Source organism: Citrobacter sp. Cb041 (assembly GCF_030336655.1).
In the GTDB taxonomy this organism is placed as follows: domain Bacteria; phylum Pseudomonadota; class Gammaproteobacteria; order Enterobacterales; family Enterobacteriaceae; genus Citrobacter; species Citrobacter braakii.
This window is the reverse complement of record NZ_JAOWDD010000031.1, coordinates 90,739-111,795: the sequence shown is the minus strand read 5'-3', so window position 1 is coordinate 111,795 and position 21,057 is coordinate 90,739. Positions and strand designations below refer to the sequence as shown.

At 52.3% G+C, this 21,057-nt stretch carries 17 protein-coding genes and 2 tRNA genes; 4 read left to right on the top strand and 15 right to left on the bottom strand.

Annotated features, from left to right (window positions below; all coding sequences use genetic code 11):
* Positions 1-37: 37 nt before the first annotated feature.
* The 8 genes from pnp to OGV52_RS06985 all read right to left on the bottom strand — a co-directional run bounded on the left by pnp (position 38) and on the right by OGV52_RS06985 (position 9,495).
* Positions 38-2,170 (bottom strand): polyribonucleotide nucleotidyltransferase, encoded by a 2,133-nt coding sequence (gene pnp, locus OGV52_RS07020; RefSeq protein WP_008785911.1) that lies wholly within the window; start codon positions 2,168-2,170, stop codon positions 38-40.
* Between the two features lie 246 nt (positions 2,171-2,416).
* Positions 2,417-2,686, bottom strand: coding sequence for a 30S ribosomal protein S15 (gene rpsO, locus OGV52_RS07015; RefSeq protein WP_000059465.1), 270 nt, complete (start codon positions 2,684-2,686; stop codon positions 2,417-2,419).
* Positions 2,687-2,958: 272 nt separating this feature from the next.
* Positions 2,959-3,903, bottom strand: a complete 945-nt coding sequence (gene truB / locus OGV52_RS07010) for a tRNA pseudouridine(55) synthase TruB (RefSeq protein ID WP_047358518.1) — start codon at positions 3,901-3,903, stop codon at positions 2,959-2,961.
* Entirely contained in the window at positions 3,903-4,307 is a 405-nt protein-coding gene (gene rbfA, locus OGV52_RS07005; RefSeq protein WP_003024988.1) for a 30S ribosome-binding factor RbfA, read from the bottom strand. The genes truB and rbfA overlap by 1 nt, the downstream gene beginning before the upstream one ends.
* 220 nt (positions 4,308-4,527) lie before the next feature.
* Complete coding sequence (gene infB / locus OGV52_RS07000) at positions 4,528-7,218, bottom strand: translation initiation factor IF-2 (RefSeq protein ID WP_016154667.1); 2,691 nt, start codon at positions 7,216-7,218, stop codon at positions 4,528-4,530.
* 24 nt (positions 7,219-7,242) lie between these two features.
* A complete protein-coding gene (gene nusA / locus OGV52_RS06995; RefSeq protein ID WP_003024992.1) occupies positions 7,243-8,730 on the bottom strand; it encodes a transcription termination factor NusA in 1,488 nt (495 codons plus the stop codon).
* Positions 8,731-8,758: 28 nt separating this feature from the next.
* Entirely contained in the window at positions 8,759-9,211 is a 453-nt protein-coding gene (gene rimP / locus OGV52_RS06990; RefSeq protein WP_003024996.1) for a ribosome maturation factor RimP, read from the bottom strand.
* 207 nt (positions 9,212-9,418) lie between these two features.
* Positions 9,419-9,495, bottom strand: a tRNA-Met gene (locus OGV52_RS06985).
* A 334-nt stretch (positions 9,496-9,829) separates the two neighbouring features.
* Between OGV52_RS06985 and argG the strand changes: the two genes are divergently transcribed.
* Positions 9,830-11,173 carry an argininosuccinate synthase gene (gene argG / locus OGV52_RS06980; RefSeq protein WP_003024998.1) on the top strand — a complete coding sequence of 448 codons (1,344 nt, stop codon included), beginning with the start codon at positions 9,830-9,832 and terminating at the stop codon, positions 11,171-11,173.
* Positions 11,174-11,377: 204 nt separating this feature from the next.
* Here argG and OGV52_RS06975 read toward each other — a convergent pair.
* The 3 genes from OGV52_RS06975 to OGV52_RS06965 all read right to left on the bottom strand — a co-directional run bounded on the left by OGV52_RS06975 (position 11,378) and on the right by OGV52_RS06965 (position 12,867).
* Positions 11,378-11,464: transfer RNA gene (locus OGV52_RS06975), tRNA-Leu, on the bottom strand.
* A 9-nt stretch (positions 11,465-11,473) separates the two neighbouring features.
* Positions 11,474-11,806, bottom strand: a complete 333-nt coding sequence (secG, locus tag OGV52_RS06970) for a preprotein translocase subunit SecG (RefSeq protein WP_003025000.1) — start codon at positions 11,804-11,806, stop codon at positions 11,474-11,476.
* Positions 11,807-11,973: 167 nt separating this feature from the next.
* On the bottom strand, positions 11,974-12,867 hold the full coding sequence (locus tag OGV52_RS06965; RefSeq protein WP_047358519.1) for a LysR family transcriptional regulator: 894 nt from the start codon (positions 12,865-12,867) through the stop codon (positions 11,974-11,976).
* 148 nt (positions 12,868-13,015) lie between these two features.
* Here OGV52_RS06965 and iadA point away from each other — a divergent pair, with 148 nt between their 5' ends.
* Both iadA and dcuC read left to right on the top strand, forming a co-directional pair.
* Positions 13,016-14,149, top strand: a complete 1,134-nt coding sequence (iadA, locus tag OGV52_RS06960) for a beta-aspartyl-peptidase (protein WP_046275529.1) — start codon at positions 13,016-13,018, stop codon at positions 14,147-14,149.
* Between the two features lie 10 nt (positions 14,150-14,159).
* Positions 14,160-15,626 (top strand): C4-dicarboxylate transporter DcuC, encoded by a 1,467-nt coding sequence (dcuC, locus tag OGV52_RS06955; RefSeq protein ID WP_181547265.1) that lies wholly within the window; start codon positions 14,160-14,162, stop codon positions 15,624-15,626.
* Positions 15,627-15,671: 45 nt separating this feature from the next.
* Here dcuC and glmM read toward each other — a convergent pair whose 3' ends face one another.
* The 4 genes from glmM to rlmE all read right to left on the bottom strand — a co-directional run bounded on the left by glmM (position 15,672) and on the right by rlmE (position 20,612).
* Positions 15,672-17,009, bottom strand: a complete 1,338-nt coding sequence (gene glmM / locus OGV52_RS06950; RefSeq protein WP_047499736.1) for a phosphoglucosamine mutase — start codon at positions 17,007-17,009, stop codon at positions 15,672-15,674.
* Positions 17,002-17,850 carry a dihydropteroate synthase gene (gene folP / locus OGV52_RS06945; RefSeq protein ID WP_047413952.1) on the bottom strand — a complete coding sequence of 283 codons (849 nt, stop codon included), beginning with the start codon at positions 17,848-17,850 and terminating at the stop codon, positions 17,002-17,004. Before folP ends, glmM begins: the two co-directional genes overlap by 8 nt.
* A 98-nt stretch (positions 17,851-17,948) precedes the next feature.
* Positions 17,949-19,883, bottom strand: coding sequence for an ATP-dependent zinc metalloprotease FtsH (gene ftsH / locus OGV52_RS06940; protein ID WP_019077783.1), 1,935 nt, complete (start codon positions 19,881-19,883; stop codon positions 17,949-17,951).
* 99 nt (positions 19,884-19,982) lie between these two features.
* Positions 19,983-20,612, bottom strand: coding sequence for a 23S rRNA (uridine(2552)-2'-O)-methyltransferase RlmE (gene rlmE, locus OGV52_RS06935; RefSeq protein WP_003025015.1), 630 nt, complete (start codon positions 20,610-20,612; stop codon positions 19,983-19,985).
* Between the two features lie 125 nt (positions 20,613-20,737).
* Here rlmE and yhbY point away from each other — a divergent pair, with 125 nt between their 5' ends.
* Positions 20,738-21,031, top strand: coding sequence for a ribosome assembly RNA-binding protein YhbY (yhbY, locus tag OGV52_RS06930; RefSeq protein WP_003025016.1), 294 nt, complete (start codon positions 20,738-20,740; stop codon positions 21,029-21,031).
* The last annotated feature ends 26 nt before the right edge of the window (positions 21,032-21,057 follow it).

Below are 21,057 nucleotides of genomic sequence, written 5' to 3'. Positions count from 1 at the left end.
TAAAAGCCCTCCGCTTTCACGGAGGGCAATGGCAACCTTACTCGCCCTGGCTTGCCGGAGCTTCCGGTTCGCCTGCAGGCTGAGACTGCTCAGTTGCTTCTTTAATGCTCAGACGTACACGGCCCTGGCGATCAACTTCCAGAACTTTGACCGGTACTTCCTGGCCCATCTGCAGGTAATCGGTCACTTTCTCAACGCGTTTGTCAGCGATCTGAGAGATGTGTACCAGACCTTCTTTACCGCCACCAATGGCAACGAATGCGCCAAAGTCAACGATACGGGTCACTTTACCATTGTAGATACGGCCTACTTCGATCTCTGCGGTGATCTCTTCGATACGACGGATAGCATATTTCGCTTTCTCGCCGTCGGTCGCAGCAATCTTCACAGTACCATCATCTTCGATTTCAATGGTGGTGCCGGTTTCTTCGGTCAGAGCACGGATAACAGAACCGCCTTTACCGATAACGTCTTTGATCTTGTCCGGGCTGATCTTGATGGTGTGGATACGCGGAGCGAACTGAGAAATGTCACCACGCGGTGCGTTGATCGCTTGTTCCATCACACCCAGGATGTGCAGACGCGCACCTTTAGCCTGGTTCAGAGCAACCTGCATGATCTCTTTGGTGATACCTTCAATTTTGATATCCATCTGCAGTGCAGAGATACCGTCGCGGGAACCCGCCACTTTGAAGTCCATATCGCCCAGGTGGTCTTCGTCGCCCAGGATGTCAGACAGAACAACAAAGTTGTCGCCTTCTTTCACCAGACCCATCGCGATACCCGCAACGGCAGCTTTGATCGGCACGCCTGCGTCCATCAGCGCCAGAGAAGCACCACATACGGAAGCCATGGAAGAAGAACCGTTAGATTCGGTGATTTCAGAAACCACACGTACGGTGTACGGGAATTTATCCAGTTCCGGCATCACTGCCAGTACGCCACGCTTCGCCAGACGACCGTGACCAATCTCACGACGCTTCGGAGAACCGACCATACCGGTTTCACCTACGCAGTACGGAGGGAAGTTGTAGTGGAACAGGAAGTTGTCAGTACGCTCGCCCATCAGCTCGTCAAGGTTCTGCGCATCACGAGTGGTGCCCAGGGTCGCAGTAACCAGCGCCTGAGTTTCGCCACGGGTGAACAGTGCGGAACCGTGGGTACGCGGCAGAACGCCAGTACGCACGTCCAGACCACGGATCATATCTTTTTCACGGCCATCGATGCGCGGCTCGCCTGCCAGTACGCGGCTGCGAACAACATTTTTCTCGATAGCGTGCAGGATTTCACCCAGTTCGTTAGCGTCCAGGGTTTCGTCTTCAGCCACCAGAGTTGCGATGGTTTCAGATTTGATCACGTCAACCTGAGCGTAACGCTCTTGTTTGTCGGTGATACGGTAAGCATCGCTCAGACGAGCTTCTGCCAGTGCGGCAACGCGTGCGTTCAGCGCTTCGTTGACGGCTTCTGGCTGCCAGTCCCAACGCGGTTTGCCAGCTTCTTTCGCCAGCTCGTTGATAGCCTGAATAACAACCTGCTGCTGTTCGTGGCCGAATACTACAGCGCCCAGCATCTGGTCTTCGCTCAGCAGTTCAGCTTCGGATTCAACCATCAGTACGGCAGCTTCAGTACCAGCAACAACCAGGTCCAGCTTGCTTTCTTTCAGTTCGTCCTGAGTCGGGTTCAGTACGTACTGGTCATTGATGTAACCAACACGTGCAGCACCGATCGGGCCGTTGAACGGGATACCAGACAGAGTCAGCGCAGCAGATGCACCAATCATTGCCACGATATCCGGGTTAACCTGCGGGTTAACGGAAACAACGGTCGCGATAACCTGAACTTCGTTAACGAAGCCTTCCGGGAACAGCGGGCGAACCGGGCGGTCAATCAGACGCGCGATCAGAGTTTCGCCTTCACTCGGACGGCCTTCACGACGGAAGAAGCTACCCGGGATACGGCCAGCAGCGTAGGTACGCTCCTGATAGTTAACGGTCAGTGGGAAAAAGTCCTGGCCTGGTTTCGCTTTTTTCTGGCCAACAACGGTAACGAATACCGCAGTGTCATCCATGCTAACCATAACAGCGGCAGTCGCCTGACGCGCCATCATGCCGGTTTCCAGCGTAACGGTATGCTGACCGTACTGGAATTTACGAACGATCGGATTAAGCAAATTAATATCCTTTCTCTATTTTTTGACGGCACATTTTTGCGCCATCGTTAATACCCGATCTTCTGCGCATCCTCGCGACTAATGACAACCCTAACCCATAAGCATGAGTAAAGCCTCTCATTAGCCGCGCGAACCTCTGCAACGGAAGATCATTCATAGCAACAATACATTAGTTTCCAGCGAATTGCTGCCATCTGCTGGAAAAAAGGGGCCATGAAGGCCCCCTCTTTCTGAAACTCGAAAGAATTAGCGACGCAGACCCAGACGCTCGATCAGCGCGGTGTAACGTGCAACATCTTTACGTTTCAGGTAGTCGAGCAGTTTACGACGCTGAGAAACCATGCGCAGCAGACCACGACGGCTGTGGTGATCTTTTTTGTGCTCTGCAAAGTGGCCCTGCAGGTGGTTAATCTGTGCAGTCAACAGAGCAACCTGAACATCGGTAGAACCGGTGTCGTTTGCATCACGACCAAACTCAGAAACGATTTTAGCGGTAGCTTCAGTACTTAGAGACATTTTAAAACTCCAAAGTGTTAAGAATGAAAGGATGCCGATCTCTAATTCAGCTATCCCAGTGTATACACGCCTTCTTCAAACTGACCCTGCGCTGGCTGTGTCCGCTCACCTCGGTCACTTACCTGAGTAAGCTCCTGAGGATCCTCAGACCTGCCGCCTTGATGCAGCTCGAATGATTTTGTGTACACGCCACGCAGATTGTTAAACAATTTACGCGACGTTAAGCGGCAGTATTCTACTCGCAGCGCCCTTTTATCGCAAGACAGAGAGCGCTATGCAGGATACTCAACCACCAGGCGACGTGGGGCGACACGACCTTCATCGTCCATCTCCCCCATGCCGATAAACTTGCCATCATCGCCTTCCGTCACGCGCACCAGCCCTTCCAGCGGCGCACCTGACGTCCGTACCGGGTTACCATTTTTAAAGTAAACCGACGATGTTAAAGGCAAATTAACAACAGGGTAGTCCGATGCAGGACTGTCCATTGGCATCAGCAAAGGATCAAGCAGCTGCGCCGCCGGAATGTTCTGCTGTTCGGCCTGTTCAACCAGCTCATGCAGATGTTCCAGCGTAACCATACGATCCACCGGATACTTGCTGACCGTCAGACGACGCAGATACGTTACGTGCGCGCCGCAGCCCAGCTTCTCACCGAGATCGTCAACGATGGTGCGAATATAAGTGCCTTTGGAGCAGTGAACTTCCAGCTCCAGCTCGTTACCTTCGTGGCGAATAAACAGCAGCTCATAGACGGTAATCGGGCGCGCTTCACGCGGCACTTCAATGCCCTGACGCGCATATTCGTACAGCTTTTTACCCTGGTACTTCAGCGCCGAATACATTGACGGAATCTGCTCGATATCGCCGCGGAAAGTCTCCAGCGCGCTGGCAAGCTGCTCTGCGCTGAAGGTTACCGGACGCTCCTGCACGATTTGCCCATCGGCATCGGAGGTGTCGGTACGCTGGCCCAGACGGGCAACCACACGATAGCGTTTGTCAGAATCCAGCAAATACTGGGAAAACTTAGTCGCTTCACCGAGGCAGATAGGCAGCATGCCTGTCGCCAGCGGATCCAGCGCGCCGGTATGTCCCGCGCGGTTGGCATTGTAGATGCGCTTTACTTTTTGCAGTACGTCATTGCTGGACATGCCCTGCGGCTTATCCAGCAGTAGAACACCGTGAATGTCGCGACCACGACGACGAGGACGACTCATCAGTCCTCCTTGCTGTCGTCCGCTGGGTTCACACGACGCTCATCGTCATGTTTCACCACGCTGGTCACCAGGTTGGACATGCGCATCCCTTCAACTAACGAATTGTCGTAGAAGAAGGTCAGCTCAGGCACGATACGCAAACGCATTGCTTTACCCAGCAGAGAGCGGATAAAACCAGAGGCTTCCTGCAGTGCCTTAATGCCGTTTTTCACGGCAGCTTCGTCCTGATCGTTAAGGAAAGTCACGAACACTTTAGCGTATGCCAGGTCTCGGGACATCTCAACACCCGATACGGTGGTCATCATACCAACACGCGGGTCTTTGATTTCGCGTTGCAGGATGAGTGCGATTTCTTTCTGCATCTCCTGCGCGACACGCTGTGGGCGACCAAATTCTTTCGCCATAATAAATTCTCCAGAATAAAGACAAAAAAGGGGCCATAAGCCCCTTTTTAAATTTCTTGCCGGGTGGCGCTTCGCTTCCCCAGCCTACACTTAATCATCTTCTAAGGATTTTGGGTTGCAGCAAGGCGGCAAACTCGTAAATCCCCGGAAGCATAGATAACTATGTGACCGGGGTGATCGAGCGCAGCCAACGCAGTTGCGGCCCAAAAGACGACGAAGATTATGCGATGGTACGTTTGATCTCGATAATCTCGAACACTTCGATCATATCGCCAACGCGAACGTCGTTGTAGTTCTTAACGCCGATACCACATTCCATGCCGTTACGGACTTCGTTGACGTCATCTTTGAAGCGGCGCAGGGATTCCAGCTCGCCTTCATAGATAACCACGTTGTCGCGCAGTACGCGGATTGGGTTGTGACGTTTAATCGTGCCTTCGGTAACCATACAGCCTGCGATAGCGCCGAATTTCGGTGATTTGAACACATCACGAACTTCAGCCAGACCAATGATCTGCTGTTTCAGTTCCGGAGACAGCATGCCGCTCATCGCTGCTTTCACTTCGTCGATCAGATGATAGATGACGGAGTAGTAACGCAGATCCAGGCTTTCTGATTCGATAACTTTACGTGCAGAGGCATCAGCACGGACGTTGAAGCCAACCAGAATCGCGTTGGATGCCGCAGCCAGGGTCGCGTCGGTTTCGGTGATACCACCTACGCCAGAACCGATAATCTTCACTTTTACTTCGTCGGTAGACAGTTTCAGTAAAGAGTCGGAAATCGCTTCTACAGAACCCTGAACATCGGCCTTCAGAACGATGTTCACTTCGTGAACTTCGCCTTCGGTCATGTTGGCGAACATGTTCTCCAGTTTAGATTTCTGCTGACGAGCCAGTTTAACTTCACGGAATTTGCCCTGACGGTACAGTGCAACTTCACGGGCTTTCTTCTCGTCACGAACAACGGTAACTTCGTCACCCGCAGCCGGAACACCGGACAGACCCAGGATTTCCACCGGAATGGACGGACCCGCTTCCAGTACTTCCTGACCCAGTTCGTTACGCATCGCGCGAACGCGGCCGTATTCGAAACCACACAGTACGATGTCGCCTTTGTTCAGCGTACCTTCACGTACCAGCACGGTAGCGACCGGACCACGACCTTTATCCAGGAAGGATTCGATAACCGCACCGCTCGCCATACCTTTACGCACAGCTTTCAGTTCCAGTACTTCGGCCTGCAGCAGGATAGCATCCAGCAGTTCGTCGATACCGGTACCCGCTTTCGCAGAAACGTGAACGAACTGGCTCTCGCCGCCCCAATCTTCCGGCATGATGCCGTACTGGGACAGTTCGTTTTTAACGCGATCTGGATCCGCTTCTGGTTTATCGATTTTGTTGACTGCAACCACTACCGGCACACCTGCCGCTTTCGCGTGCTGGATAGCTTCGATAGTCTGCGGCATCACGCCGTCATCTGCTGCAACAACCAGAACAACGATATCCGTTGCCTGAGCACCACGAGCACGCATGGAGGTAAACGCGGCGTGACCCGGGGTATCCAGGAAGGTGATCATACCGTTGTCAGTTTCAACATGGTACGCACCGATGTGCTGAGTAATGCCGCCCGCTTCGCCAGAGGCAACTTTCGTGGAGCGAATGTAGTCCAGCAGAGACGTTTTACCGTGGTCAACGTGACCCATGATGGTCACTACCGGTGCGCGCGGTTCTGCCGCAGCGCCGGTGTCACGGTCGCTCATTACTGCTTCTTCCAGCTCGTTTTCACGACGCAGGATAACTTTGTGGCCCATCTCTTCGGCAACCAGCTGTGCGGTTTCCTGGTCGATGACCTGGTTAATGGTCGCCATTGCGCCCAGCTTCATCATCGCTTTGATGACCTGGGAACCTTTGACTGCCATCTTGTTCGCCAGATCGCCAACGGTGATGGTTTCGCCGATCACAACGTCACGGTTAACGGCCTGAGCCGGCTTCTGGAAGCCCTGCTGCAGAGCGGAACCTTTACGCTGCTTACCGCCTTTACCGCCGCGAACCGCTGCACGCGCTTCTTCACGGTCAGCTTTAGATTCAGCGTGTTTGTTACCTTTCTTCGCCGGACGCGCTGCTTTCGTGCTGCGAGTACGACCACGACCGCCTTCTACTTCACGATCGTTCTCGTCTTCTGCCTGGCGAGCATGCTGAGAGGTGGTGACGTGATAATCGCTGGTATCTTCAACAGGTTCAGCGTTGTTCACACCATTCTTCTCGTTTTCTTCCGCCATACGGCGAGCTTCTTCCGCTACGCGGCGCGCTTCTTCTTCAAGCTTGCGACGTGCTTCTTCTTCCGCTTTACGCTTCAGTTCTGCGGCTTCATTTTCACGGCGGGCTTTTTCGGCCTGGGCGGTTTTAGTCATATCGTCGGTCTGTTGATTGCTCACTTTGTCTTTTTCCGCAGCTTCACGTTTCGCTTTATCAGCGGCTTCACGCTTAGCTTGTTCTGCGGCCTCACGTTCGGCTTTTTGTTGCGCCTCGCGTTTGGCAGCTTCTTCTGCCTCACGACGGGCTTGCTCTTCCGCTTCACGCTGCGCCTGCTCTTCCGCGGCAAGGCGTTCAGCCTCTTGCGGATCGCGTTTCACAAAGGTGCGTGTCTTGCGGACTTCGATTTGTACCGATTTGCTTTTTCCACCGGTACCTGGAATATTGAGAGTACTGCGCGTTTTACGCTGCAATGTCAACTTATCGGGCGCTGAGCCGTTTTCACGGTTCAGATGCGCCAGTAAGGTTTGTTTCTCTTGTGCGGACACAGAGTCGTCAGCAGACTTCGGGATACCTGCATCAGCAAATTGCTGTACCAGGCGATCCACGGAGGTCTGTATCTCTGCAGCCAGCGTTTTTACGGTTACATCTGTCATACTGTTCCTTCCTGCTACAGTTTATTACGCTTCGTCGCCGAACCAGCAAATATTACGGGCAGCCATAATCAGCTCACCGGCTTTTTCGTCGGTCAACCCTTCGATATCAGCCAGATCATCAATGCCCTGTTCAGCGAGATCTTCCAGCGTACAAACACCACGGGCAGCCAGTTTGAAGGCCATCTCACGATCCAATCCTTCCAGATTCAGCAGATCGTCAGCCGGTTTGTTATCACCGAGACTTTCTTCCTGGGCCAGTGCCAGAGTGGTCAGTGCGTTTTTAGCACGCTCGCGCAGCGCTTCAACGGTCTGTTCATCCAGGCCGTCAATTTCCAACAGCTCTTTCATTGGCACGTAGGCCAGTTCTTCCAGCGTCGCAAAACCTTCTTCCACCAGAACTGTCGCGAAATCTTCATCGATATCGAGATATTTGGTGAAGGTATCAATGGCTGCATGTGCTTCAGCCTGATGCTTCGCCTGCAGGTCATCAACGGTCATCACGTTGAGTTCCCAACCGCTCAGTTGTGAAGCCAGGCGGACGTTCTGACCATTACGTCCAATCGCCTGAGCCAGGTTACCGGCTTCAACCGCGATATCCATGGTGTGTTTGTCTTCATCCACCACGATAGAAGCGACGTCTGCTGGCGCCATTGCGTTAATCACGAACTGCGCCGGGTTATCATCCCACAGGACGATATCGATACGCTCGCCGCCCAGTTCGGTAGAAACCGCCTGAACGCGCGCACCGCGCATACCCACACAGGCGCCGACCGGATCAATACGCTTGTCGTTGGTCTTAACGGCGATTTTCGCACGTGAGCCCGGATCGCGAGCAGCCGCTTTAATTTCGATCACTTCTTCGCCAATTTCCGGCACTTCAATGCGGAACAGCTCTATCAGCATTTCCGGTTTGGAACGGGTTACGAACAGCTGGGCACCGCGCGCTTCCGGGCGTACAGAGTAAAGAACGCCACGAATACGGTCACCTGGGCGGAAGTTTTCACGCGGCAGCATGTCTTCACGCAGGATCACGGCTTCAGCATTGCTGCCCAGATCCAGAGAAATGTTGTCGCGGTTAACTTTCTTCACCACACCGGTGACGATTTCGCCTTCGTGTTCGCGGAACTGATCGACAACCATTGCGCGTTCGGCTTCACGTACTTTCTGTACGATAACCTGTTTCGCGGTCTGGGTGGTGATACGGTCAAAGGTGACAGATTCAATCTGATCTTCAACATATTCGCCCACGTTCAGGCTTTCGTCTTCGAAGCGTGCCGCTTCCAGCGTAATTTCTTTGGTGGGCTGAGTAACTTCTTCTACGATTACCCAACGACGGAAGGTATCGAAATCACCGCTTTTACGATCGATTTCTACGCGAACGTCGATCTCTTGCTCATATTTTTTCTTTGTTGCTGTAGCCAGCGCACTTTCCAGCGCTTCAAAAATTTTCTCGCGTGGCAGCGCTTTTTCGTTGGATACGGCTTCAACAACAGCCAAAATTTCTTTGTTCATCGCGGGCTTTTCACCTCAATCCAGACTGTTAAAAGTGGGGAACCAGGTTCGCCTTCTGGATATTACTCAGCGCGAACACTTCATCTTTACCTTCGACTGTGACCGTGATCATCTCACCATCCACCGCTTTGATAACGCCCTGCCATTTACGACGGTTTTGTACCGCCATACGAAGAACCAGCGTCACTTCTTCACCCAGGAAACGCACGTAGTGTTCAGCTGTGAACAGAGGACGGTCGAGACCCGGAGAGGAGACTTCCAGGTTGTAGGCAACGGTGATTGGGTCTTCGACATCCATCACGGCGCTTACCTGATGGCTCACATCAGCACAATCATCAACATTGATGCCATCTTCACTATCAATATAGATGCGCAGTGTGGATGTGCGACCACGAATAAATTCGATGCCGACCAACTCGTAGCCCAGGGCTTCAACTGGCGCTGTAATCATCTCTGTTAATTTTTGCTCTAATGTGGACAAGCCCACCCCCAAGACATAAAAAAAGGGCCTAAAGCCCAGTTATTCTGTAGTCAGATAACAAAAAACCCCGATAAATCGGGGCTTTATATAACTGAACCCTATAACCGCACCTGCGGTTCGGAAAACCTTCCGAAAGAATTTTTTTCAAATCCAGCTACGAAGGCCTAAGTCTTCACAGTATATTTGAAAAAGAACTCTAAGGGAAAGTGGTTGCGGGGGCCGGATTTGAACCGACGACCTTCGGGTTATGAGCCCGACGAGCTACCAGGCTGCTCCACCCCGCGCCTGAAACGTGGCAAATTTTACTCGTTTTGGGTAAAAAATGCAAATACTGCTGGGATTTGGTACCGAGGACGGGACGTAAAATCTGCGCACAGTATATTGATTCACTATGCGGTATGTCAACCTTGTTACGACTATGCAAATCAATGAATGCTGCCCAGCGAATATTCGACCAGATAAATGTATCACCCGCGCCGTTATTTAACGAAATTATCACTAAACTCTTCCTGTCATCCAGAAAAGATGATTAAATGAAAACTCACTTATTTTGCATAAAAATGCAATTAGTATAATAAGCCGACCTCTTCACCAGTCTATCAAGCAGGGTTTTATTTTATGACGACGATTCTCAAGCATCTCCCGGTAGGTCAACGTATTGGTATCGCTTTTTCCGGCGGCCTGGACACCAGTGCAGCACTGCTGTGGATGCGACAAAAAGGGGCTGTCCCATATGCATATACTGCGAATTTGGGCCAGCCGGATGAGGATGACTATGACGCCATTCCTCGCCGTGCAATGGAATATGGTGCTGAGAATGCTCGCCTGGTAGATTGCCGTAAGCAACTGGTTGCCGAAGGGATCGCAGCGATTCAGTGCGGTGCATTCCACAACACCACCGGCGGACTGACCTATTTCAATACCACTCCGCTGGGCCGTGCTGTCACCGGCACCATGCTGGTTGCGGCCATGAAAGAAGATGGCGTAAATATCTGGGGTGACGGTAGCACCTATAAAGGTAACGATATTGAACGTTTCTATCGTTACGGTCTGCTGACCAACGCCGAACTGCAGATTTACAAACCATGGCTGGATACCGATTTTATCGATGAACTCGGCGGTCGCCATGAGATGTCCGAATTTATGATTGCCTGTGGTTTCGACTACAAGATGTCCGTTGAGAAAGCGTACTCCACGGACTCCAATATGCTCGGGGCGACCCACGAAGCAAAAGACCTCGAGTTTCTGAACTCCAGCGTCAAAATCGTCAACCCGATTATGGGCGTGAAATTCTGGGATGAGAGCGTGAAGATCCCGGCAGAAGAAGTCACCGTGCGTTTTGAGCAGGGTCATCCGGTTGCGCTGAACGGTAAAACCTTCAGCGACGACGTTGAGATGATGCTGGAAGCCAACCGCATCGGCGGCCGTCACGGTCTGGGTATGAGCGATCAGATTGAAAACCGTATCATTGAAGCAAAAAGCCGGGGCATCTACGAAGCTCCGGGGATGGCATTGCTGCACATCGCCTATGAGCGTCTGCTGACCGGGATTCACAACGAAGACACCATCGAGCAGTATCACGCGCACGGTCGCCAGCTTGGTCGTCTGTTGTATCAGGGCCGCTGGTTTGACTCTCAGGCGCTGATGCTGCGTGACGGTCTGCAGCGTTGGGTTGCCAGCCAGATTACGGGTGAAGTGACGCTGGAACTGCGTCGCGGTAATGACTACTCAATCCTCAACACCGTGTCGGACAATCTGACTTACAAACCAGAACGTCTGACGATGGAAAAAGGCGACTCGGTATTCTCTCCGGATGATCGTATCGGTCAGTTGACCATGCGTAATCTGGATATCACTGATACCCGCGAGAAGCTGTTCGGTTATGCGCAGTCTGGCCTGCTGACCGCCTCTTCCACAACCGGCCTGCCGCAGGTTGAGAATCTGGAAAACAAGGCGAAGTAAATATTCATCATCTTCAGGCCGCGAAAGCGGCCTTTTTTATGTGCAGAAAATAGGGATGTTCTGTTACCCTGAGGCCTGATAAGCCTGGCATCATCAGGTATTGTAATAGTCGGATGGCGTCCTAAATGTCTTATCCGACCTACAGAACTACCACAAATGACAGACGAAAAAAAAGACGCTTTGCAGCGTCTTTTTTTTGGAATTTGGTACCGAGGATGGGACTCGAACCCACAAGCCCGTTAGGGCACTACCACCTCAAGGTAGCGTGTCTACCAATTCCACCACCTCGGTACAGAATACTTAGCGTGGGATATCGCTGGTCGGCTGAGCCGGAGCAGCTGGCTGAGTTTGCTCGGTTTTCGCCGGTGCACTCAGATTTTCCCACTCACTTCCTTTATTGGTCTTATTGCTGTTCATGTTACCCAGCACCAGACTGATGATGAAGAACAAGGTTCCTAATACAGCTGTCATGCGGGTCATGAAGTTACCAGAACCACTTGAACCAAACAGAGTACCAGAAGCGCCTGCGCCAAAAGAGGCTCCCATATCAGCGCCTTTGCCTTGCTGCAGCATGATCAAGCCTACCAGGCCAATTGCCACAATAAGGAAAACTACTAAAAGAGCTTCGTGCATAATCAACCTGTTCCTTGCGGAGTTGCCGCGTACAATGCTTCGACCATTAAAGCGGGAATGTTTACTGTTTCCCACTGAAGCGGGTGTGAATACTAACCAAAGCGAATAACCTTCGCAAGGGCAATTTGTTGGCATTGTATCAACTGCGGAAAAAATCGCCACATCAATCAAAAACGCAGCAACTTCTCCCAGCATCTCTGCATGACGGCGCGTTGATCGTCAAGATTCGCCCATACCACAACGGGGATTTCACAAATCAGGTCAGCGTTTTCTGGCCAGCAGTGAATAATTTGCTGGTTCACCAACTCTTCCGCCACCATCGATTCGGGTAACCATGCCATTCCCATATGCCGCAGCACCATTTCTCGTATCGTTTCGCTTAAACCACTCTCAAACACTTTTTTCAGACGTGGGCGGACGCGTTGTTCAGCTGGCTCAATAATGCGTCTGACAAAGGTGTAGTCGCTATAGCATAGCCATGGGATCGGCGCATGCGGATCGTTAAGCGCATTAGCCAACTGCGCAGAAATAACCGGTATAAATCGCTCATACCGCCATAGTGAACGTTTTAACCCTCCGGCAATCTCCAGCCCCGGCTGCGAAGACGGTAAATCGTAGGTCACCAGCAGATCGATTTGCCGATCTATCAAGGCGTTAAAATGGTTGTCTATCCCCTGAATACTGGCATTAACCGTAAAATTTAACTGCGGTTCGCTCTGTCGCAGATAGTTGATCATATCCGGCAGGATATTCACCGACAGCGTATGCAGGCTAACCATCACCAGCGTATTGTCCGTTGCTGGCGTCATCGCCGATAGCTCGTGGCGCGCCTCTGTTAGTGTACTGAGGACGTGCCGGGCATAGGGTTCAAAGCGTTCACCATAGCGTGTCAGCGTAACGGGGGTCGTGGTCCGGTCAAACAACGGCACCCCTAACACCTCTTCCAGCGCCTTTATACGCCGACTGAGTGCAGGTTGAGTAATATGCCGCTGCGCCGCGGCCTGAGAGTAGTTTCCATGCTGACTCAATGCCAGAAAATCTTCCAGCCACTTACAATCCACGTTGAACTCTCCACCATGCCATAACCGCATCCTCCAATACCAAATCGGTAATAGTCATAGTTATAGTAATGGCTTTATGGTGGGCATCATAACAACAATATTCCTTTTCACCTGCCGACTCTCACCCACGACGTTTGACAGGACCGATATGTTTACTTTATTGACCAATGCCCGTGTTTTTTCTCCCGAGGATTTAGGCCTCTGCTCCCTGCTCATTCATGCCGACCGAATTGTGGCGGTAGAAAAAGATCTTTCCCTGTTTGATGGCGTCGACGAGGTCATCGATTGTCATGGCAAATGGGTTATCCCAGGCATTATCGATCAGCATGTCCATCTTACCGGTGGCGGTGGCGAGGCTGGATTTGCCAGCCGAACGCCAGCCGTCAAGCTACGCGATCTGATTCAGGCAGGTATTACCACGGTTGTCGGCGTGTTAGGTACCGATGCCATTTCTCGTTCGCCCAAAGACCTCTACGCCAAAATGCAGTCTCTCAACCTTGAGGGATTACGCGCATTTATGCATACGGGAGCCTACGCGGTACCCAGCCCAACCATTACGCGATCCATCCGCGATGACATGACCTTCATTCCGGCGATTCTTGGCGTCAAAATCGCCCTCGCCGATCACCGTGGTTCTTACCCCTCTTTCCAGGAATTGCTGAGAATAGTAAGCGATATCCGCGTGGCTTCCCTGCTGGCAGGCAAAAAAGGGTTACTGCATGTACATCTTGGGAATCTGCCGGAAGGGATGTCACAGCTTATTGAGCTGTGTGATGCAGGCATTCCGATTCACCACATTTCACCGACCCATGTTGCGAGAACAGCGCCCTTGTTCGAACAGGCGATTGCGTTCGCTCATCGTGGCGGCCATATCGACGTTACGTCTGGCGGTAGTCGCTTTATGCCTCAGGAACAGGCAATCCTCCACGCTCTGGAAGCCCAGGTTCCAGCCGATCGCATCACGATCAGCTCTGATGGTAATGGCAGCGTTCCGCGCTTTAACGCCCAGGGTATTGTGGAAGGCTTAAGCGCGGCACCGGTCGCAGGTAACCTTAATCTTCTTCCTCGCTTGATTGATGTGGGGATTCCGGTGCCACAAGCGATCGCGATGTTGACGGCAAACGTTGCGCGCTCGCTGGGTATTTCCGGCGGCGTGCTCTGCGCCGGGGAACGTGCCGATATCTGTGTACTCAATGATGACCTCTCGCTGGCCCATCTGTTCGCTGCGGGTAAGCCGTTGCTGCGGGATGGCGAGTGCCTGGTTACTGGCAACTTCGAGTAAGGGGGCAAGAATGTCATTATTACTGGCGCTAATTGCCATCATTTTTGCCGGACGTCTGATCCTCAAAAAATATCACCCCCAGTCAGTGTTGCTGTTGACCGGGATTGTGCTGCTGCTTATCGCGCATTTTAGCGGGATGACCACGCTCAGTAGCCTGGTGAAAAAAAGCACCGGATTCGGCCCCTTTGATGCCTTCGAGTTTATTCGCGATACCCTGAGCGTGCGCCTCGGCGGCCTTGGGCTGCAAATTATGCTGATTGGTGGTTTCGCTACATATATGTCGGCCATTGGCGCAAGCCAGGTGCTGGTTCGGGTGACGTCTCGCCCTTTGCAACGCCTGAACTCACCGTATCTGCTGTTGGGGCTGGCGCTGTTGCTGGGTCAATTCCTGTCGCTGTTTATCAGCAGCGCCACCGGGCTGGGTCTGCTGTTGATGGCGACGCTCTACCCGCTGCTGACCCGTCTTGGCTGTAGCCGCGCTGCCGTTGCCGCCGTTATCGCCAGTACCTGTGCGGTTGAATTTGGTCCAGGTTCCGGCAACTCGGTTCTCGCCGCCAAAACCGCAGGCATCGAGGTGGTGAACTATTTCGTGCAGGATCAGTTGCCGATCGTCGTCCCCGTTATTCTGTTCATCGCCCTGTTACATATTGTTGTGCAACGCTTTTTCGACCATCGGGAAAGCAGTGACGGTGTGGCTCAGCAGATGCAGACATTAACGTCGACCGATGAAACTGAAGCACCGATCGCCTGGCTTTTTCTGCCTATGCTGCCGCTGGTGTTGATGCTGGTGTGCAGTGATTTAGTATTCAGTTCGCTCAAAATTACGCTGGATACCGCCGTACTGATAAGCCTCGCCATTACCCTGGTTTGTGAGTATTGCCGTCATCGTAAGGCGCGCGAGGTGATGGCAGGCGTACAAAAAGTCTTCGACAGCATGGGCAGCGTTTTTGCTACCGTCGTCACGCTGATTATCGCCGGTGAAGTCTTTTCAGCCGGACTGAAAGCCATTGGCGCCGTCGATGCGCTGCTGTCGCTTTCCGGTGAATTTGGCCTCAGCGCCGCCTCTATTATCCTGCTGATGACCCTTATCACCTTTGCAATTTCAGCGCTAATGGGCTCAGGAAATGCGGCGTTTTTCTCCTTCGCCCCGATGGTACCGGACATCAGCCGTCATATCGGTAGCGACATCGCAGTCATGATGTTGCCTATCCAGATATCGGCGGGGATTGGTCGTACGTTATCCCCCATTGCCGGCGTCATCATTGCTATCGCGGGAATTGCAGGCGTCTCGCCTGTGGACATTGTTAAGCGCACCGCGATTCCGATGCTGGGCGGTTGGTTACTGATGATTGCGCTGACCTTTGCCCGGTCAGGGCATTTGCTGGCGGTTCTGCCGTGGCTGGCAGTCCTTGTAATATTAATGATCGGTGGTTACTTCTGGCAGCGCCGACATAAACAGTCGCTTCCCGTACAGTAAAAAAAAACCGGAGTCCCAGACTCCGGTTTTCACTGTCTTTAGTGATTACACCGCTTTGACGGCATCGGCAATACGGTGAGCGAATTCAGTCACCTGCGCTTCATCTTCACCTTCAACCATCACGCGAATTAACGGTTCTGTACCTGACTTACGCAGCAGAACACGTCCGCGATTGCCCAGTGCAGCTTCAACTTCAGCCATCACCGCTTTCACGTTTTCATGTTCCAGCGGATCGCCGCTACCTGCGGTGTAACGTACGTTAACCAGCAGTTGCGGGAACATTTTCATGCCGCTGCACAGGTCGTGCAAACTCATATGGTTACGCACCATCGCCGCCAGTACCTGCAGACCTGCAACGATACCGTCACCGGTGGTGGTTTTGTCCAGCAGGATCACATGGCCTGAGTTTTCAGCACCGATACGCCAGCCTTTTTCCTGCATTTTTTCCAGTACATAGCGGTCGCCGACTTTCGCACGGGCAAACGGAATACCCAACTGTTTCAGGGCCAGCTCGAGGCCCATATTGCTCATCAGCGTGCCTACCGCGCCACCGCGCAGTTGCCCCTGACGCAGGGCTTCACGGGCAATGATGTACATGATCTGATCGCCATCGACCTTATTGCCTTCGTGGTCAACCATAATGACGCGGTCGCCGTCACCATCCAGCGCAATACCCAGATCGGCTTTTTCCGCCATCACACGCGCCTGTAGGGCACGGACGTCGGTAGCGCCGACTTCTTCATTGATATTCACACCGTTTGGCTCACAGCCAATAGCAATCACGTTTGCGCCCAGCTCACGCAGTACACTTGGCGCAATATGGTACGTCGCACCATTAGCGCAATCCACCACGATTTTAAGCTCACTCAGGCTCAATTCATTCGGGAAGGTGCCTTTGCAAAACTCGATATAACGACCGGCAGCATCAACGATACGGGTAGCTTTACCCAGTTCAGCCGAGTCCACGCAGGTGATCGCTTTTTCCATTTCGGCTTCGATAGCTTCTTCAACCGCATCCGGCAGTTTAGTCCCATCGATGGAGAAGAATTTAATTCCGTTGTCATAGTACGGGTTGTGCGAAGCAGAGATAACAATCCCGGCTTCAGCACGGAAGGTGCGCGTCAGATATGCAACAGCAGGTGTTGGCATTGGGCCTGTGAAAGAAGCCGACAGTCCGGCGGCAGCCAGACCCGCTTCCAGTGCGGACTCCAGCATATAGCCAGAAATACGCGTATCTTTGCCAATAATAATTTTACGTGAACCATGACGTGCCAGCACTTTTCCTGCAGCCCAACCCAGTTTGAGCACAAAGTCAGGGGTAATTGGGGCGTCGCCTACGCGACCACGGATCCCATCGGTGCCAAAATATTTACGATTACTCATAGCGTTTATTTTCCTTTGCAGACAATGTGGCTTCCACCACACGCATCGCTTCTACGGTTTCTTTGACGTCATGGACACGAACGATATGCGCCCCTTGCATTGCGGCAATGACCGCACACGCAAGGCTACCGCTCAGGCGTTCGGATGGCCCCACATTCAGCAACTGGCCAACCATTGATTTTCGTGACATCCCAACCAGCAATGGCAGATTAAAATGATGAAACTCAGCCAAACGTGCCAGTAATGTGTAGTTGTGAGTGAGATTTTTACCGAATCCGAACCCGGGGTCGAGCAACAATTTATCTTTTGTGATTCCAGCCCGCTCGCAGCGTGCTATTTGTTCAACAAAGTAACGATTTACATCAGCAAAAACATCCTCGTACTTTGGTGCTTCCTGCATGGTTTTCGGCTGACCCTGCATATGCATCAGACAAACCGGTAATCCGGTTTCTGCTGCGGCTTCCAGCGCCCCAGGCTCCGAGAGTGAGCGAATGTCATTAATGATATGTGCGCCGACTCTGGCGCACTCGCGAATCACTTCTGCTTTTGAAGTATCGACCGAAATCCACACTTCAAAACGTTGAGCAATCGCCTCCACCACCGGGATCACTCGCTGCAACTCTTCTTCCACGCTCACATCGGCCGCGCCTGGACGTGTGGATTCACCACCCACATCAATGATAGTCGCCCCAGCGTTAATCATCAGGTTTGCGTGTTTTACCGCCTCAACCAGAGAGTTGTGCGCACCACCATCGGAAAAGGAATCTGGCGTGACGTTCAAAATCCCCATGACGTGCGGATGGCTGAGATCCAGTGAAGACCCCTGAGCAAAGAGTTTCATAGTTTTATCCCTGATAACATCTTGAATATACAAATAAGAAAAACCCCGGGGCAAGCCCCAGGGTTTTAAATTAAAACACGGTCATCATCAACGATAACTTATTTGTCGCCCAGTTGCTCTGACATGGTGCCAGAGTCCGGCGCACGCGGTTCATCAACCGGACGCGGCGCACTCGGCTTGCCGGTGCTGCCAGAGTTGTTGTTAGAAGAACCCGGTTCTTCCCAACCCGCTGGCGGACGTACCTCGCGGCGAGCCATCAGATCATCAATCTGCGGCGCATCGATGGTCTCATATTTCATGAGCGCATCTTTCATCGAGTGCAGAATGTCCATGTTTTCGTTCAGCAGACGACGCGCACGGTCATAGTTACGCTCAATCAGCAGTTTAACTTCCTGATCGATAATACGAGCCGTTTCATCGGACATATGTTTAGCTTTCGCCACAGAACGTCCCAGGAACACTTCGCCTTCTTCTTCAGCGTACAGCAACGGACCGAGTTTCTCGGAGAAGCCCCACTGAGTAACCATGTTACGCGCCAGGTTAGTCGCGACTTTAATGTCGTTCGACGCACCGGTAGAAACATGTTCAACACCGTAGATGATCTCTTCGGCCAGACGACCGCCGTACAGCGTGGAGATCTGACTTTCCAGTTTCTGACGGCTGGCGCTGATAGCGTCGCCTTCAGGCAGGAAGAAGGTCACACCCAGCGCACGACCGCGCGGGATAATCGTCACTTTGTGCACCGGATCGTGTTCCGGTACCAGGCGACCGATAATCGCGTGGCCTGCTTCGTGATACGCGGTAGATTCTTTCTGCGCTTCCGTCATCACCATGGAGCGACGTTCCGCACCCATCATGATTTTGTCTTTCGCTTTCTCGAATTCAACCATCGATACAACACGCTTGTTGCCACGAGCTGCAAACAGCGCCGCTTCGTTGACCAGGTTCGCGAGATCCGCACCGGAGAAGCCAGGCGTACCACGTGCAATGATTGCCGCATCGATATCCGGAGACAGCGGTACGCGACGCATATGCACTTTCAGGATCTGTTCACGACCGCGGACATCCGGCAGACCAACCACAACCTGACGGTCGAAACGGCCTGGACGCAGCAGCGCAGGGTCAAGAACGTCCGGACGGTTAGTTGCCGCGATAACGATAATGCCTTCGTTACCTTCGAAGCCGTCCATCTCAACCAGCATCTGGTTCAGTGTCTGCTCACGTTCATCGTGACCACCGCCCAGACCTGCACCACGCTGGCGGCCTACGGCGTCGATTTCATCGATGAAGATGATGCACGGTGCCGCTTTCTTGGCTTGTTCGAACATGTCACGTACACGAGATGCACCGACACCCACGAACATTTCCACGAAATCAGAACCGGAAATGGTGAAGAAAGGAACCTTCGCTTCACCTGCGATAGCTTTCGCCAGCAGGGTTTTACCCGTACCCGGAGGACCGACCATCAGGACGCCTTTCGGGATTTTACCGCCCAGCTTCTGGAAACGGCTCGGTTCGCGCAGATACTCAACCAGCTCAGCAACTTCTTCTTTTGCTTCGTCGCAACCAGCAACGTCCGCAAAAGTCGTTTTGATCTGATCTTCCGTCAGCATGCGCGCTTTGCTCTTACCGAACGACATGGCACCTTTGCCACCACCGCCCTGCATTTGACGCATGAAGAAGATCCAGACACCAATCAGCAGCAGCATTGGGAACCAGGAAATGAAGATAGAAGCCAGCAGGCTCGGCTCTTCAGGCGGTTCACCAACAACCTTGACGTTTTTGGTCAGCAGGTTATCAAGCAGCTTCGGATCGTTAACCGGAATGTAGGTCGTGTAACGGTTACTATCTTTCTTGGTAACGTTAATCTCACGTCCGTTGATCTTCGCTTCACGAACCTGGTCCTGATTGACCTCTTGCAGGAAGGTAGAGTAATCAACCTTACGGCCATTAGACTCGCTGGGCCCAAAGCTCTGGAATACTGACATCAGCACAACGGCAATGACCAGCCAGAGAATTAGGTTTTTCGCCATGTCACTCAAGGGATTAACCTCATATTACAACTGTGTTAAAAACAGCGTCAGGATACTCTATATCCAGTTTCTTTCAAACTTTCGTTTGAAATCTACCGGTTATGGTTTACGCCCGGTCGCTACAATATACACTTCACGCGAACGGGCGCGAGAAGAGTCCGGCTTACGAACTTTGACCTTCGTAAACAGGGAGCGAATCTCTCTTAGATACTCATCGAAACCTTCGCCCTGGAACACCTTCACTACAAAACTACCACCTGGCGCTAATACATCACGAGCCATTCCAAGCGCCAGCTCTACCAGATACATGGCCCGGGGAATATCCACCGCCGGTGTTCCACACATATTTGGCGCCATATCAGACATGACAACTTGTACTTTACTGTCACCTACGCGCTCAAGTAACGCTTTCAGGACTAATTCATCACGAAAGTCGCCCTGAAGGAAGTCCACACCAACGATTGGATCCATAGGTAAAAGATCGCAAGCGATAATGCGGCCAGTGTTGCCGATCTGCGTAACCGCATATTGCGACCAGCCACCGGGTGCAGCACCGAGATCAACAATCGTCATCCCCGGTTTAAAAATTTTGTCACTTTGCTGTATTTCATCAAGTTTAAACCAGGCACGGGAACGTAACCCCTTTTTCTGCGCCTGCTGAACATATTTATCGCTAAAGTGTTCCTGAAGCCAGCGACTCGAGCTGGCAGAACGCTTTTTACCTGTCATTTCACATTCCCAAAGGGCAGTTCATCGTAACCAATGGTGTAAATTTCTACACAGCTATTTGGCGATATATGGGAGATGGCGGTAGAATGACCCGTTTTCAATCCCAACGTAAGCAAAAATATACGATGAATCTGAGTACTAAACAAAAACAGCACCTGAAAGGTCTGGCACATCCGCTCAAGCCTGTAGTTATGCTTGGCAACAATGGTTTGACCGAAGGGGTACTGGCCGAGATTGAACAAGCGTTAGAGCACCATGAACTTATCAAGGTGAAAATCGCCTCGGAAGATCGCGATACTAAAACCTTGATCGTGGAAGCTATCGTACGCGAAACCGGCGCCTGTAATGTACAGGTCATCGGTAAAACGCTGGTACTGTATCGCCCGACTAAAGAACGTAAAATCTCGCTGCCACGCTAAGAATATCCCAAAGTTGCACACGAAGT

What these genes read in the sequence shown, in the direction of transcription:
- rbfA (WP_003024988.1), bottom strand. Translation starts at nt 4,307, where the DNA reads ATGGCGAAAGAATTTGGTCGCCCACAGCGTGTCGCGCAGGAGATGCAG.
- yhbY (WP_003025016.1), top strand. Translation starts at nt 20,738, where the DNA reads ATGAATCTGAGTACTAAACAAAAACAGCACCTGAAAGGTCTGGCACAT.
- ftsH (WP_019077783.1), bottom strand. Translation starts at nt 19,883, where the DNA reads ATGGCGAAAAACCTAATTCTCTGGCTGGTCATTGCCGTTGTGCTGATG.
- rpsO (WP_000059465.1), bottom strand. Translation starts at nt 2,686, where the DNA reads ATGTCTCTAAGTACTGAAGCTACCGCTAAAATCGTTTCTGAGTTTGGT.
- rlmE (WP_003025015.1), bottom strand. Translation starts at nt 20,612, where the DNA reads ATGACAGGTAAAAAGCGTTCTGCCAGCTCGAGTCGCTGGCTTCAGGAA.
- argG (WP_003024998.1), top strand. Translation starts at nt 9,830, where the DNA reads ATGACGACGATTCTCAAGCATCTCCCGGTAGGTCAACGTATTGGTATC.
- nusA (WP_003024992.1), bottom strand. Translation starts at nt 8,730, where the DNA reads ATGAACAAAGAAATTTTGGCTGTTGTTGAAGCCGTATCCAACGAAAAA.
- dcuC (WP_181547265.1), top strand. Translation starts at nt 14,160, where the DNA reads ATGTCATTATTACTGGCGCTAATTGCCATCATTTTTGCCGGACGTCTG.
- truB (WP_047358518.1), bottom strand. Translation starts at nt 3,903, where the DNA reads ATGAGTCGTCCTCGTCGTCGTGGTCGCGACATTCACGGTGTTCTACTG.
- infB (WP_016154667.1), bottom strand. Translation starts at nt 7,218, where the DNA reads ATGACAGATGTAACCGTAAAAACGCTGGCTGCAGAGATACAGACCTCC.
- iadA (WP_046275529.1), top strand. Translation starts at nt 13,016, where the DNA reads ATGTTTACTTTATTGACCAATGCCCGTGTTTTTTCTCCCGAGGATTTA.
- glmM (WP_047499736.1), bottom strand. Translation starts at nt 17,009, where the DNA reads ATGAGTAATCGTAAATATTTTGGCACCGATGGGATCCGTGGTCGCGTA.
- folP (WP_047413952.1), bottom strand. Translation starts at nt 17,850, where the DNA reads ATGAAACTCTTTGCTCAGGGGTCTTCACTGGATCTCAGCCATCCGCAC.
- secG (WP_003025000.1), bottom strand. Translation starts at nt 11,806, where the DNA reads ATGCACGAAGCTCTTTTAGTAGTTTTCCTTATTGTGGCAATTGGCCTG.